Source organism: Vibrio sp. R11-SG3-ISO3-SZ (assembly GCF_059834345.1).
In genome coordinates this window covers 25777-40786 of record NZ_JCBDGX010000066.1, presented here as the reverse complement: position 1 = coordinate 40786, position 15010 = coordinate 25777, and the positions used below count along the sequence as shown (strand labels likewise).

The 15010-nt window shown below is 50.6% G+C and carries 11 protein-coding genes; 2 read left to right on the top strand and 9 right to left on the bottom strand.

Translation table 11 applies throughout. The annotated features are described in order from the left end of the window. On the top strand, window positions 1-1243 hold a 1243-nt coding region (locus AC6R1O_RS08775), incomplete at its 5' end, for a DUF3526 domain-containing protein (RefSeq protein WP_500656879.1). Window positions 1244-1323: 80 nt separating this feature from the next. Here AC6R1O_RS08775 and AC6R1O_RS08770 read toward each other — a convergent pair. From AC6R1O_RS08770 to AC6R1O_RS08755, 4 genes are all read right to left on the bottom strand, one after another. After that, entirely contained in the window at window positions 1324-1806 is a 483-nt protein-coding gene (locus tag AC6R1O_RS08770) for an NUDIX domain-containing protein (protein WP_500632253.1), read from the bottom strand. A 2-nt stretch (window positions 1807-1808) separates the two neighbouring features. Beyond that, window positions 1809-2720: a histone deacetylase family protein gene (locus AC6R1O_RS08765; protein WP_500656878.1), complete on the bottom strand. Its 912-nt coding sequence runs from the start codon at window positions 2718-2720 to the stop codon at window positions 1809-1811. A 62-nt stretch (window positions 2721-2782) separates the two neighbouring features. Then, a complete protein-coding gene (locus AC6R1O_RS08760) occupies window positions 2783-3799 on the bottom strand; it encodes a LacI family DNA-binding transcriptional regulator (RefSeq protein ID WP_500632255.1) in 1017 nt (338 codons plus the stop codon). A 167-nt stretch (window positions 3800-3966) separates the two neighbouring features. Then, window positions 3967-7059, bottom strand: a complete 3093-nt coding sequence (locus AC6R1O_RS08755; RefSeq protein WP_500656877.1) for a GH116 family glycosyl hydrolase — start codon at window positions 7057-7059, stop codon at window positions 3967-3969. A 66-nt stretch (window positions 7060-7125) separates the two neighbouring features. Here AC6R1O_RS08755 and AC6R1O_RS08750 point away from each other — a divergent pair, with 66 nt between their 5' ends. Further along, on the top strand, window positions 7126-8076 hold the full coding sequence (locus AC6R1O_RS08750; RefSeq protein WP_500656876.1) for an aldose 1-epimerase: 951 nt from the start codon (window positions 7126-7128) through the stop codon (window positions 8074-8076). Window positions 8077-8116: 40 nt separating this feature from the next. On the opposite strand, the gene AC6R1O_RS08745 is transcribed toward AC6R1O_RS08750, so the two are convergent. The 5 genes from AC6R1O_RS08745 to AC6R1O_RS08725 all read right to left on the bottom strand — a co-directional run bounded on the left by AC6R1O_RS08745 (window position 8117) and on the right by AC6R1O_RS08725 (window position 14933). Then, window positions 8117-10528 carry a glycoside hydrolase family 94 protein gene (locus tag AC6R1O_RS08745; protein WP_500656875.1) on the bottom strand — a complete coding sequence of 804 codons (2412 nt, stop codon included), beginning with the start codon at window positions 10526-10528 and terminating at the stop codon, window positions 8117-8119. A gap of 86 nt (window positions 10529-10614) precedes the next feature. Further along, window positions 10615-11706 (bottom strand): ABC transporter ATP-binding protein, encoded by a 1092-nt coding sequence (locus tag AC6R1O_RS08740; protein WP_500656874.1) that lies wholly within the window; start codon window positions 11704-11706, stop codon window positions 10615-10617. Then, on the bottom strand, window positions 11706-13055 hold the full coding sequence (locus AC6R1O_RS08735; protein WP_500632259.1) for a GH1 family beta-glucosidase: 1350 nt from the start codon (window positions 13053-13055) through the stop codon (window positions 11706-11708). The genes AC6R1O_RS08740 and AC6R1O_RS08735 overlap by 1 nt, the downstream gene beginning before the upstream one ends. Before the next feature lie 13 nt (window positions 13056-13068). Beyond that, window positions 13069-13965 (bottom strand): carbohydrate ABC transporter permease, encoded by an 897-nt coding sequence (locus AC6R1O_RS08730; RefSeq protein ID WP_334552683.1) that lies wholly within the window; start codon window positions 13963-13965, stop codon window positions 13069-13071. Between the two features lie 2 nt (window positions 13966-13967). Beyond that, window positions 13968-14933, bottom strand: a complete 966-nt coding sequence (locus tag AC6R1O_RS08725) for a carbohydrate ABC transporter permease (RefSeq protein ID WP_420378211.1) — start codon at window positions 14931-14933, stop codon at window positions 13968-13970. Window positions 14934-15010: the final 77 nt, after the last annotated feature.

The window sequence follows — 15010 nt, the reverse complement described above, 5'->3', positions numbered from 1 at the left end:
TGAAACCCGTTTTCTCGCTAAACAAGGTTACGTTGTCGGCTTTTTTCTGGTTGTGTTTGCCCTGACGAGCTTTGCCGTCGTTAGCGGCGTAAATGAAATTCGTGAGCAGCAAGAGACCTTAGTTCGCTTGCAGGCGAAGGATGCCACAGAGCGCGAACACATTCTCGCCGAGCAGCACGACTACGGCAGCGCCGCTTACTACAGCTTCCACCTCACCTACTCTGAGCCTCAGCCGCTTGCCTTTGCTGCCATGGGCCAGCGTGATGTGACGTCTTGGAAGCACCGCATCCGCATGCTAGCGCTCGAAGGGCAGATCTACGAAACCGACGCACAAAACCCGGAACTCTCCTTGGCAGGCTTTTTCGATTTTGCGTTTATTGTCAGTATACTACTGCCTCTGTTTGTGATTCTGTTACTCCATGATTTACGGGCGGGTGAGCGCGAAGCGGGTCGCTACGATCTGCTGTTGGTGAGCGCTAAACGTCAAGGCTCGCTATGGGCGGCACGTGCGTTGATTCTCTGCACGGGGCTCGCACTGGCACTGTTGATCCCCTTTGGTCTTGGTGCATGGACGATGGCAGTGCCCATCACCCAAGTCCTCGCGGTGATGGCCATCGTACTTGTCCACCTCGCGTTTTGGGCATGGTTGACCTTACTCATCGGAAAAACACTCACCCAGAAAGGTCAGCGCTCGGCGCGCATTGCCTCAGCTTTACTTGGTATTTGGTTAGCCTCGACGGTGGTGGTGCCCGTGGTCAGTGATAGCGTGATTAACCACACCATCACAGGTCCAAGTGGCGGCGACATCGTACTGCTGCAACGCGAAGAGGTAAACGGTGCGTGGGACAAACCCTTTTCTGATACTTGGGCGTCATTCTTAACTACCCACCCAGAATGGGCGCAAGCAACCGATATGCAATCACTGTTCGAATGGAAATGGTACTACGCGTTTCAGCAAGTGGGCGATCAAAAAGCCGCGCCACTGTCACAAGCGTATCGCCAAACACTACGCGAACGTGATGCCGCCGCTGGCTATGCAGCGTGGCTTTCGCCTTCAACGCTCACCCAACGTTGGATGACATCGCTGGCGAATACCGATGTTAAAGCGAGCATGCGCTACGAGCAACGTGTGCGCGATTTCCACCAATCGCTGAGACACTTCTACTACCCGCTGCTGTTTGGTGACGCGCCATTTAGCCATGATGAACTGGAGGCCATGCCGGTTTTCTCTGACGAGGGCTAAGGCTCGCTCACTCAAGCAATGAGCGAAAAAAAAGGCGCAGAGCAATCACTTGCCTGCGCCTTTTTCATAAATCTGCTCAGTTAAAGCTGGTTAATGTCTTCAAACGATCCTTGAATGTAAGAGCCGAGATGCGTGGCGTAGTGTCCACTTTCAATCAGCGCTAACAACTTGTGTTTAAGCTCCACTGGATAGAGACGTTTCTCTGCCAACTGTTCAATCGGCACCCACTCGACGCTTTGAATAAACTGCTCGTCATTCAGCCCTTTAAGGTTCTCTAAGTTCGGTGTGCCTTGATAATGGGTGATGTGATAAAAGAACTCGGCATGGTAGCGATGATTTTCCGTTTCAAGAAACTCGCGCACGCACACTAGCTCACCCACTTTCACGCTCAGCCCTGTCTCTTCAACGAATTCACGTTCAACACACGCCTTCGTGCTGCGATCAACCGATTCCATGCCGCCACCCGGCGGTATCCAGTACTCACCGGTAAAATCGTTGACTCTGAGCAACAACACGGCGCCTTGATCGACCAGTATGCCCGCGGCACGTATCCTGTGTTCCATGACTAATCCTTGTAAACATCCATTGCAGCTTGAATCAGCTGCATGTGTATCGGCACTAAATCCTCATGACGAGTGCGATAACCACCACCGACGACGCAGGCAATCGGCACACCTCGCCTCGTCGCTACTTCAAACATAGCTCTATCTCGTTGATATATCGCCTGTGTTGAGACATTAAAATACCCCAGTTCATCCTCTTGGTGAATATCCACACCGGCATCATAGAGAATAAAATCAGGCTGATGCAGATTCACAGCCATCTCAACCACGCTAGTAAAGTGACTTAAAAATGTCGCATCGTCTGTGCCCTTTGAAAGCGCCACATCGAGATTAGAATCCGGTTTGCGCGCCGGAAAGTTCTTGTCGCAATGAAACGATAGGGTAATGATCTCCGCCTCATCTCGACACAAGGTCGCCGTGCCATCGCCGTGATGCACATCGCTATCAACAATAAGCACAGTATCCACATGCTCATTGGTCAAGGCTCTTTTGGCCGCGATCACCAAATCGTTGATCAGACAAAACCCACTACCAAAATCATAATGCGCGTGATGGTAGCCGCCGCTCAAATGAATCGCCACGCCTCGCTCTAGCGCCGCGTCCACCGTTGCACAGGTACCCCCTGCCGAAGTGAGGGTGCGAGTGATCAGTTGCTCACTCCAAGGAAAACCAATACGGCGCATTTGGGCAGCAGGCAGTGCGCCGCGACACAAGAGATCAAGATATTGGTCGCAATGGGTACGCGCGGCTTCCTCCATCGTGATGGCACTGGGCGTCACCCAATCGACACGGTGTTGCCAAGGCGTTTGCTTGCGTATCGCCTCATACAGATAGCGATATTTGTTGATCGGGTAGCGATGCCCGTCAGGCAAGGGTAAATCGGAGTAGATCGGGTGGTATATCAGGGGGATCATGAGGACAACAAACACGTAACCATAACGCCCATGCTAGCAGCTCACGGGCGCAGGGAAAACGACTATCGATAGATGGACTTGGTGGATTGTCGAATCATCAAGTCTATCGGTGGTAAACGAGCCTCATGTCGTTCGCCTGACAACAAGTTCAACATCGAACGCGCAGAGACGGCGCCAATCTCTTCAATCGGCTGACGCAATGTTGTTAAAGCGGGCGTAAAGTATTGAGAGGTGGGCAAATCATCAAAACCGACGATGGAGACATCCTCTGGCACTCTAAAACCGTGGTCAGTTAGGGCTTTCATTGCGCCATACGCCGTTTGATCATTAGCGGCAAACAACGCAGAGAAATGCACTTTAGATTCAATCAGCTCAACCGTTTTCTCATACCCTGTTTCAGAGCTGAAATCGCCCTGTTTGATCAATTTTGGATTGGGTTTGATTTGCGCTTCAGTTAACGCTTTCTTGTAACCGGCAAAGCGTGCCCCCGAATCTGGTTGACTGGAGAGCCCTTTAATGTGGGCAATATTCACATGGCCAAGTTGCAACAGGTGCAGCGTTGCAATATATCCGCCCAGTACATTATCTAGATTCAAGGAGCGAACATTCTCCCCTTGAATGTCATAGCCTACCGCCACAACCGGAATGGATTTCGCCGTGGTGAGAATCGACTGCTCACTCAAGTTGCCCGTCACAACGATGATGCCATCGACGTTGCTTTTCATCAGGTATTCAAGCGCATGAATCTCAAGCTTATTTTGCCAATGTCCAGTCGCTAAAACCAAGGAGTAGCCTTGCGCCAGCAATACGTTCTCCATGTCATTGAGAATACGACTGGTGTAAGGACTGTCTGGATGCTGAATCAGCACACCAATCGTCATCGAGCGACGAGTCGTGCTTTGCTGCATATGAAAATTGGGCTTGTAGCCCAACGTGGTGATCGCCTGCTCGATCTTGTGGCTCTTGTCATCAGACACATAGGTGGTGCGATTTAAAAAACGCGACACCGTACTAGGCGAGACGCCAGCCAACGTCGCGACATCGTACACCGTGGGGGATTTTTTCTTCTTATTTGTCATAAGGTTGCTCGGCTCATCATGAGTCACTCACCGTAAGTGGCTGAACTATAATGGGACTGAGTCGTGTACTCAATCCCAACGATTGCGGCTTTGTGAGGTTCAGGCAAAACTCAATGGCAACCAGATATGACATCGCTCTGCCTGCGCCCACGTATGCGCGTCCCTCATTATTGGTACAGATAAGCGAAAATCATTCCCGGTCTGAAGTATCGCCCTGCGGTGTACTTTAACCCCGTGCTGAGTAACCACTTATGCAACTCAGCGTGATCCGGCCAATTATCCTTAGCAGCAAACTCGTCAGACGCGAGAGAGCAAATAAACTCATCGGTATCATCCGTCAGATTTGGATTAACACGCCCATCGCTAAGAAGATGACCTAAGTGTTGCAAATACGATACCCACTGCTGAGCGCGAGTCTTATCGATGTCAAATCGCTGCGCCATCGACTCTGGCGTCACCACGACCGAGCAATTGAAACCCTCCGGCGCGGCGAAAGGAATCTTCGCCATTTGGTACAGCGCCTGATAGACGGTATCCATCAAGGTTTCCGCTTGCGTTTGCTTTCCCGCCAAACGCAGCGCGGTGGCAACACTGAATTGCACACCAATCCAGACATCTTGCGCTTGGAATGCCTCGTGAGGACGCCCGTCTGCTAAGGTCATATTCGCCACCCCAAGCTCAGGACTGTTGGCAACAAAGTTAGTTTGGTAGATAAAATCCAAAGTTCGCTCAGTCCGCTGCGGCGCAAACAAGCGAGGTAGCCCCACCAATTGCAGGTAGCTGTCAGCCAGTAACGCATCACCAAAACTGTTATCTGAATCCTCCACCAGCTCAGCAAACTGAGGCGTAAAGGCGGCGGGTGCGCGGCTCAATAACTGCTGCTTCTTCACTTTACGCTGCGCCCTTTGGCCATCGTCACTCGCCTCATCGATCTCATCAAGATACGCGTTCAACACCGCGGCATCGCTCACTGCGTCACCACTCACCGCTAACCCCAATCCTTGTAGCTCAGCCAAACCTTCTCCTGTCAGGTGCTTGGCTTGGACCGGCGTAACGAAAAAGTGGTAATAGCCTTGCTTCTCATCCCATAAGGCACGTTCGAGGGTTGCCAAAGCGCGCTCGCTACGTTCATTGTACCCCTCGCTCAGCGCCATCTCACCAACACATTGAGCTAACTCAGCTGCCGCGCGCAACCCTGCGGCCCATAAGCTACCACAGTAGATAGAGATGCCATGAGACGACAGGTTATCAAACGTATCGTCCGTGCCACGTGTCAAAGGTAGATCCTCACCGGGGCCAATCAGTTGACTGAGGTACTCGATGCTCTCTTTCACCGCCGGCCAGCACTGTTCCACCACCGCCTGATCGCCGGTTTTCTGCCAGTGGCGGTAGACCATCAGGATGTATTTAGGTGCGAGATCCTTCCACTCTTTGACGTTATGCCAACTGTAGGCATCTGGCTGAATATCGTAAGGGCTGCCAAGATCGTGGATCACCGCGCCGCGCTCGGCACGTGTCCCTTGGTATTTTTCGTCAACCAGCTCAGCGTAAGGTTTGTCTTCATACTCCCAATAGCGCCGCAGAGTATTGTCACTGGCTAAAATTGCCCGCGCAAAATGCTTCATCACCGCCCCATCGAGTTGTGGCAACAAATACAGCAGTGAGAACGAACCGTAAAAATAAACATCCAGTGAGTTAAAGAAGGGATAATCGACACACTCTTTGACCAGCAAGGTATCTTCGACGTCCCACACGGTTGATTCCGCTAGAAACGAGAGGCTATTCATCGCCATCGTCGCGTAACGCAGGGCACTCTCTTGGCCACTAAACTTGGCCACTGCCTGGTCATAAAAGTCTTGTTGCTGGGTGACAATACGCTGCTCTATCTCTGAAAGCTTAGGCAAGGTCTGGGTTAATATCGTTTCAGCGCGCGATGGCTCAGGGAAGTAGCGAGCGTACGCTTTGTGACTTTGCCAACCGTCGAGAAGGATTTTGCTGTGATCCATCACTTGCGCGAAACGCAGCGATTGCGTTTCACCCGGCTCAAGCTTCACCTGAACACAAACTAGAGCACTGAGTGGCTCACGGCCACTGTAGATACCGCGGTCAAAATGATCATTGGTTCGCCCTGTATGCAGTGCACGCCACACTTGTTGCTGCGCCTTGCTGGCGTAAACCTGTGACTTAAGCGACACGGTTATCTTGCCCGCTTGAACTGTGCTCGCTGACGCTTGAACGCCGTAAATCACTTCGCCTTCAATATCACTGGCATACGGTGAGTTGGACGCCAAGCGCACACCACTGAACTGCGTCTCACCTTGATCAAGCACAATCGGTTGATGCTGATGCCCAATCGGGTTTTGCACCAAGTGACAACAGGAATCTTGTACGCCATCTCGTGCCTTTTGGTAGGTCGCTCCCATCAAGTTATTCAGCGGCTGGACCACTGTAACCCACTGAGCTTTATTGCTGCGGTTGGTGAGCTGAAGTTGGTTCCAGTGCACAGGTAGACTGCAAAGTTCTGGGGCATCTTTGACCACAGGAGAGACCACTTGGCGAGTTAACTCAATATCACCGAGTCCATGATAGTCATACTCCGCCAACGGATACAGCGCCCGATAATGCACTCGACTGGCGTCAACAGAGGGCACCACTGCACCACGCTGCGGTGTCAATGACCACGCGTGGGTCGACCCATTGACCAACAAACCATTAAAAAAGTCGATCGCGACCAGTAGCTGAGTCTCAACGCTTGTCTCGTCAGCCTGAATTGCCTGGTGCGTTGCGGCGCTAAATTCAATATTCCAGCGTAGGAAGTACTCTTTGTTGATCAAGTAGAACTGACCAGACAAAATGGTTTCCCTAATTAAGGATAGTAGCTCATCTTTATTATTACATTGTGATATCTCACGTAAAAATATCGCCGGATAGTAATTTAAATACAGTTTCGCTTCAGAAAAATCTGATATGTCCAAATTCTCAACGTGATGTTCATCCATCACAGAAATATAGAAATCGTTGAAATAGACATCATCCTCTTGGCAATCAATAAATATACCAGGAGTGAAACTAAAGTTTGGCGTTTTACCTTGCGGCGTTAAGGTGAAAGTGTTGCCAATACCACCCACCGCCATCCCCGTATTTTCAGGGGTGGTTGAGATAGGCGTATACCAAGGCTGGATAAATTCAACGGCGTTGCCTTTACTGCACAGAACGTCCGATGGACCAAAATATGAAGTGTATGGAATTTTATTTATCATAATGTGAAAACCAACATTGAATATTTATATTCATCAATTAATATCCTCTTCAAAGGAGATATTAATATGTTTAAAATCGTTAAAGGGAAATTTGGAGATTTTCACTCCACAACACTCTTAAATTCAAAACTCGGCATCTGCGTCGAAATCATTCAAGACTTTGGTGCCATTATTAACCAATATCGGGTCAATCATAGTCCTTTCTCATTTATTGTTGGCTATCAAGACAGTCAAAATGTGATTCAATCTCACCCTTTTTTCTCTCGTAGTGCCAAACTGTTTCCCTTCCCTAACCGCCTAAAAAACGGTCAATATCACTACCGAGGGCATGACTATAGATTACCGGCGAACTTTCCTTGGTCTGAACATGCCGTACATGGCCTACTTTACAATCAACCGTTTCAAGTCGTTGAGGCCGATGCACAAGAGCACTTTGCCACGGCGCGTTTTCGCTATGAGACCGACCATCTTGCCGACGGTTTTCCGTTCGCTTTCCGGCTCGACGTCTGCTATCACATTGATGAGACTGGCCGCCTTCGCTGTTATACCGAGATCACCAACACCGGCGAATCCCCTTTCCCTTATGGCGATGCTTGGCATCCTTATTTTTCGCTCGGTGATTCACTGGCGCAGTGCCAACTGAGCCTAAGCCCTCATCAAGAGGTCGTACACCGCGATGATTTACCCACCGGCGAATACACGAGCAACACCGCCCTCAGTAGCCCAACGACGCTCGCCGATGTCACACTCAATCATTGCTATCGATTTCATCAAAGCAGTGATCAATCGCTAACCCTAACCCGAGCGGATCAACAAGCCCGTCTCGACTACCAGCAAGGGGCAAATTACCCTTTTATTCAGCTCTACACGCCAGCGTCGGAGCCGAGTATTGCAATTGAACCTATGTCATGCCCTGCTGATGCGTTTAACAATCACATCGGTTTATTGGAACTTAACCCCGAGCAAACCGCGCAGTTTGAGTGGCAATGCCACGCGCACTATCAGCCACGGCGCTGATGCACTGATCGTCGGGGAGGCTAACCTCCCCGAGCGTTGGTTAGCCTAGCGTCACCTCAATGCGGTGGTCACCCGCCGCCAATACGGGCACTTTATTGCCCTCGATACGTTCACCATTGACACGTAACTCAGCCACACCCTTACTCACCCGGTTAGGGTTATCGACATGGATGTGGTACGTGGCGCCGCGAAATTGTCGAGTCACACGAAATTCTGGCCACGCTTTGGGAATGCAGGGGTCGATGATCAATCCATCGATGTCCGGTCTTACGCCCAAAATCCACTGTGTGCCCGCGACGTAAGTCCAAGACGAGGTGCCCGATAGCCAAGCATTGCGTCCCAATCCAAACTGCGGATGCTCATCACCCAGAATGTTTTGTGGGTAACAGTATGGCTCCGATTCGAATGTCTCAATCACATCATTTTTCGAGGCAGGATTGATTTGACGATAGTACTGATACGCTCGATCACCATTGCCCATCTTCGCCTCAGCAATCATCACCCAAGGGTTCGCGTGCAGGAAGATGCCGCCATTTTCTTTCGCCCCAGGTGGATACGTCGAGACGCCACCTAAGTTAGGATCAAAGCCGTTATAGCCTGGTGTTGACAGCTTAATCCCATTGGCGGTATTGAGTTTCGAGTAGACAGAATTCAGCGCCGTGGTGGCACGCTCGCCATCAGCAAACCCAGAGATCACTGGCCAGCTTTGACCATTGGTGTAGATTTGCCCTTGCGCGTTGATGTGTGAGCCAATCGGCTGACCTTGCTCATCAAAATAACGGATAAACCATTCGCCATCCCAGCCGCATTCGTTGACGGTGGATTTCATCTGCTCATACTGCGCTTGGTATTGCTGCGCACGTTGCTCGTCACCCCGTAAGCGACACAAATCAAGCATATCCAACAGCGCTTTACCGTACATGTTGGCGACCATCATCGACTCGGCGCCAGTGGGTAAGTTAACCGTGTCATTCCAATCCGCAAAACCCAGTAGCGGCAATCCGTGTTGACCGGTGTTGCTGCGCGTGAACTCTATCGCTCGGCATAAATGCTCCCACACTGAGGCAGATTCAAGCGGTTGACCCTGTTTATCTTTTTGATAAAACGGAATCGATTTGTCGAGAAACGCACCGTTGCCAGTCTCTTTGACGTATTGGGTGACGGCATAAATGATCCACAAGTGATCATCGCCATAGTAATCCGGTCGGTCTTCTTCTTCTCGCGAGTCACCGGCATTGGCTTCCATCGTAGAAGGGAAGAACTGGTGCATCGCGGAGCCATCTTGGTTTTGGACCGATAAAAGACGCTCAATAAACTCACGCGCCTCTTCCGGCATATGGGTAATCACGCCCAACGTATCTTGTGATGAGTCACGAAAACCAATACCACGCGCACCGTAGCCAAGCTGATACAAAGACAAGTAACGTGACCAGTTCTTAGTGGTATGACACTGACGTGGGTTGTGGATGTTCAGCATCGAGTTCATCGCCGGATCGGGCGTTTCTACCTGAACGGTCGCCAGGTAAGCTTGCCAATGATCGGCTAGCTCAGCAAAGGCTTTATCCACTTGGGCGTGATCGCGGTATTTCTCCAGCATGGGCGCGGCCTCAGCCAAACTCGACATTTGCGTCAGTTGCACGACTGTGCGCTCACTCGCTTGAGGCTCAATCCAACCCAAACGCAAATTGAGCGCGCCGATGTTGTCGCCACGTAAACACTCGCTGTTGCCCAGTTCCTCTGCAAACAACTTCTCTGGCGCGGCCCAACTGCCATAACCGTGATTACCGAGAAACACTTGGCGGTCGCCATCGAATGAGGTCGCTACTCTGTCAGCGGTCATCAAGTTGACGGCATAATCGCGCTTCATAAATGCGTATTGCTCTAAGACGGTATGACCGCTCGCCTGTTGATGCGCGTTGAGCGTCATCGTTTGCGGCACCCAGTCCGCGTTGACGAGCTGCTTAAGGGCATCAAAATGGGTAAATTCGAACACTGGCACAACATCTACGTGCAACGCCTCGTCACTGATGTTGGTGATTCGGATGTCTTCGAGCAAGACGGGGGCATCTTTAGGTACAAAGAAGGTCGCCTCACAGCGCACCCCATACCCTTCGGCGATGATGGTGGTGTATGACAGCCCGGTATGGTTCTCAAACTTATCGAGAGGTTTAAGCGTCGGTGTATAGAAGGGTGAAAACACCTGAACATCGCCTTGGCGGTTTTTCACCTTTAGGTATAAGGTCGACCCTTTAAACTCTGAGTTGGGCAACTGAGCGATGTATTTGGTGATGCGGTTGAGGGCTGGGTCACCTTTACACAATACCACGCCGCCATTGCTGTCGACCAAGCCGCCAAACTCGAGTGTGCCCACGTAGTTACACCACTTGATTGGCGTACATGGTGTGGTGGCGACGTATTCTTTGTTGTTATCGTCAAAATATCCGAAATTCATGTCACTATCCCTGGCTCCCCCAAACCGAGGGAGCAATTCATTAAATCGTGTAATAAAGCGAATGAGATTCGCCGTGAGTGGCAGCCTTAGCTCGCGAGCGAGTTTTCGCTCAGCGCGTCAAACAGATGAATCGCGTCGAGATCGAGGTATAAAGTCAAATCCTTCACATCGACTTCTGCCGCTTGGGTTTCAACCATCAACGGCTGACCACTGACCTCGGTTTTCAGCAAAATGCTGGCGCCGAGCAGCTCTTTGTCTTTAATGGTGACAGGAATCGGCAGCACGCGGTCATGGTCCACTTGCTCTGCACGCAAATGGATATCGGTTGGGCGCACGCCAAAGTGCAGTGCGAGGTTTTTCGACGCGTGCGCTTTAAAACGCTCTGGCAATGGGATCTCGACGTCGCCAAGGGCAACAAAGAACGCCCCTTGCTTTTCAATCAACTTCGCATCCAACATGTTCATCGACGGGTTTCCGATGAACTGCGCAACAAATTTGTTGGCAGGGCGTTTAAAGACTTCGGTTGGCGTACCGACCTGCGCCACATAGCCATCTTTAAGAATGACGATGCGATCGGCGAGCGTCATCGCCTCAATCTGATCGTGGGTCACGTAAATCGTGGTGGTTTTCAGCTCACGATGCAGTTGCTTGATTTCTTCACGCATCACACCGCGCAGCTTCGCATCAAGGTTCGATAAAGGTTCATCAAACAAGAATACCTTAGGTGTACGAACCATAGCGCGCCCCATGGCCACTCGCTGGCGCTGACCGCCCGATAACTCTCTCGGTTTACGCTCAAGCAAAGGTTCGAGCTCAAGCATTTTGGCGGCTTTGCGCACTTCAACGTCGATATCTGGCTTTTTCATCCCTTTTAGTTTGAGGGCAAACGCGATGTTCTCGTACACCGTCATGTGCGGGTAGAGCGCGTAGCTTTGAAACACCATCGCCAAATCACGATCTTTGGCATCGATTTTGTTCATCAGCTTGTCGCCGACAAAAATATCGCCAGACGAGATGCTCTCCAACCCCGCGAGCATGCGCAGCGTGGTCGATTTACCGCAGCCAGAAGGGCCAAGGAACACCACAAACTCACCATCATTGACGGTAAAATCGAAGTGCTTTACGACGTCCACATCACCAAACGATTTTTTAATGTTACGAAATTCTACTTTAGCCATTAGTTGTTCTCCTCAGCGCGCTCTAGCAACATATTGCGATAGGCAATGGCGCTCTGTTTCAAAGTTCTTTGTTGAGTTTGGTAATCGACATGGACGATGCCGAAACGTTGGTGGTAGCCAAATGACCATTCGAAGTTATCCATCAGGCTCCACGCAAAATAACCATCGACGCGAACGCCCGCTTTGATAGCGTTGTCGACCGCTTCTAAATGCGATTGGAAGTACGCCACACGTTGCGTGTCGTCAACGCGGCCCTCGCAGACGTCATCATCACCGGCAGCGCCGTTTTCTGTGATATAGACAGGCGGTAGATTGGCGTAGCGCTCTTTAAAGCGCACCAAGAGATCCGTCAGACCTTGTGGATAAATTTCCCAGCCAATGTGGGTGTACTCCGACTCTTGCGGTTTGATGGTCTCAATCTCACCTTGCTCGTTGTAACGGGCAACGCTGCGGCTGTAGTAGTTCAGGCCAACATAATCCACCGGCGCTGAAATCACTGCCAAATCACCTTCTAGGATCATCGGCATATTGGCGGCGTGTTTTTCCATCACCACCGCTGGGTACTCCCCTTTAAGTACCGGATCCATGAACCAGTGATAACTCTCCGCTTCACAGTAATCCGCCGCGCCTTGGTCTTCTGGCGTTAGTGGGTAAGACGGCGTCGCGTTAAATACAATGCCATGCAAAGAGGCTGGTGCATTGGCGCGCAGGATTGGCATCGCCAAGCCGTGGCCAAGCATCAAGTGATGAGACGCTAAAAAGCCCTCTTTGTCCCCTTCGATACCCGGTGCATGAATTCCCCAGCGGTAGCCGAGAAAAGCGGCAACAAACGGTTCGTTAAGCGTAGTGTAAACATCAATTTTGTTGCCAAAATACTCACTGACAACTTGAGCATACTCAGCAAACTTGTAAGCTGTTTCACGATTTAACCAACCGCCCTTGTCTTCAAGGTATTGAGGCAGATCCCAATGATAGAGCGTGACATAGACCTTTAAACCACGAGCATGACACTCATCGATGATCTGCTCGTAGAACGCCAATCCTTGTTCATTAACCACGCCGTCTTGTGGCAAAATGCGCGGCCACGCCATGGATAAGCGGTAAGCATCCACACCGAGACTATGAATCATCTCAATGTCTTGTTTCCATAAATGGTAGTGATCGCAAGCTACAGCGCCGGTGTCGCCATTGTCGACTTTGCCAGGCACGGCGCAAAAGGTATCCCAAATAGAGGGCGTACGACCGCCTTCATGGATGCCACCTTCGATTTGGTAAGACGAGGTCGCCACACCAAAGACAAATTCCTTACTGCGTAATTTTGAGTCACTTGGAAGTTGATATTTATTCATTTTCTTACCTTATCTAACCTTTTACTGCACCCGACGTTAAGCCGCTGATCATCTGTTTTGACGCGAAGAGATACGTCACCACCAAAGGCAAAATGGAAATGGTGGTCCCCAGCATCACCGCGCCCCATGGCGTATTAGGAATCCCTTGCACACTGCGCAGGGCTTGAGTAATCACGTAGTTTTCTGGCGTCGTCAGTACAACTAACGGCTGCATGAACATATTCCAGAAGAAGACGAACTGAACGATAGCCAATGTTGCCAACGCTGGTTTCATCAATGGCAAAACCACGCTCCAGTAAGTTCTAAACTCCCCCGCTCCATCCAGTTTAGCCGCTTCAAGCAACTCTTTCGGAATCGAGGCCACAACGTGCTGACGCATCAAGAAAATACCAAACGGCGTCGTAGTAAACGGCAGCCAAACCGCCATGTGGTTATCAAGTAAGCCAAGGAACTTGACGATCATAAAGTAGGGAATCAAGCTCAGCACGGGCGGGATCATCATGGACCCAACCAACATGCCGAACAGGATATTTTTGCCGCGGAACTTGAACACAGCGAAGGCATAGCCCCCCATGCTACAAAACAGCAGCGAAATCGTGGTGCCTAGGAAGGCAACATAAATCGAGTTAAACATCGCTTGCCAAAAAGGCATGATCTCTTGCAGTTTGGCGTAGTTGATCGCCAAGCTGTCACCAATGGCAAAGCTGATACCCGAACCAAAGATTTCGGTGCGGTCGCGTGTGGATAACAGCGCCGACCAAACAAACGGAAACACCGTCACAATCGCAGAGACAATCAGAATGATGCCCAATACGACCATCAGCACCTTAGTGAAAATTTCAATTGCTCGGTCGCTGGGCTTGATGGCTGCCCAAATCGACACTGGCGAAGTCGCAGAGTGAGTCGTCATGGTTATTGCTCCCCTAAGCCTTTTTTACCGAAGAAGAAGAATTGAATCGTGGTACACGCAGCGATCAAGGCAAACAGCAACCAAGAAATCGCTGAAGCGGTGCCCATCTCTAGCCATTCCCAACCCACTTTGTAGAGGTACATGGAGATAGTGAGGCCCGATTGACCCGTACCGCCAGTACCACGTGTCAGAACGAACGGTTCTTCAAATAGCTGTAGGTTACCGATGATGGTCATGGTGACCGCGAAGAAGACAAACGGACGAATCATCGGCAGTGAAATGTTCCAAAAACGGCGCAGTGCGTTGGCGCCATCCATACGGGCAGCTTCTAGGATGTCTTTGGGTATGGTCATCAAGCCTGTGGTGTAGAGCACGATGTTGAAACCGGTGTATTTCCAAAACACCATGATGGCAATCGATGGTTTCACCATAGTCGCATCATCTAACCAACGAATCGGCTGGTACTCATTCACCCAACTGAACGCCCATCCAAACAGAGAACTGTCAGCCAACGCCATCAAGGTTTGGTTGATGATGCCGGAGTTTGGCGAGTACATGTTGAAGAAGATCAGCGATGCCGCAACGGTTGAGGTAATAAACGGCAGAAAATACGCTGACGTTAACCAATGACGAAGACGGTCACCCATTGACACCAAAATGTACGCCACAGGAATGGCGACAAGGTGCTGAGCCACACCGGATGTGATGGCTAACCACAACGTATTTTTCAATGAGCGCCAAAGCCACGGGTCGGTCAATGCAATGTAGTAGTTCTCATACCCCACATATTGCATCGCGCCGAGTCCTTCGACTGGGTTCCACTCATGGAACGAGAGATAAACAGAAAAAAGTAACGGGAAAATCCCAAATACAGAAAAAATAATCAAAAACGGCAATAGGAATCCGTACGGTGTAAGCGCTTTCAAATTTAGGCGAGAAAAAAGACTCTGACCGGTTGAAGTTTCCATGGCGCTGCTCGCTGCTTGATTCATAGTAACGACCTCTTACCTAGGGAGACGCAGAGTTGCGTCTCCCAAACTTAAAA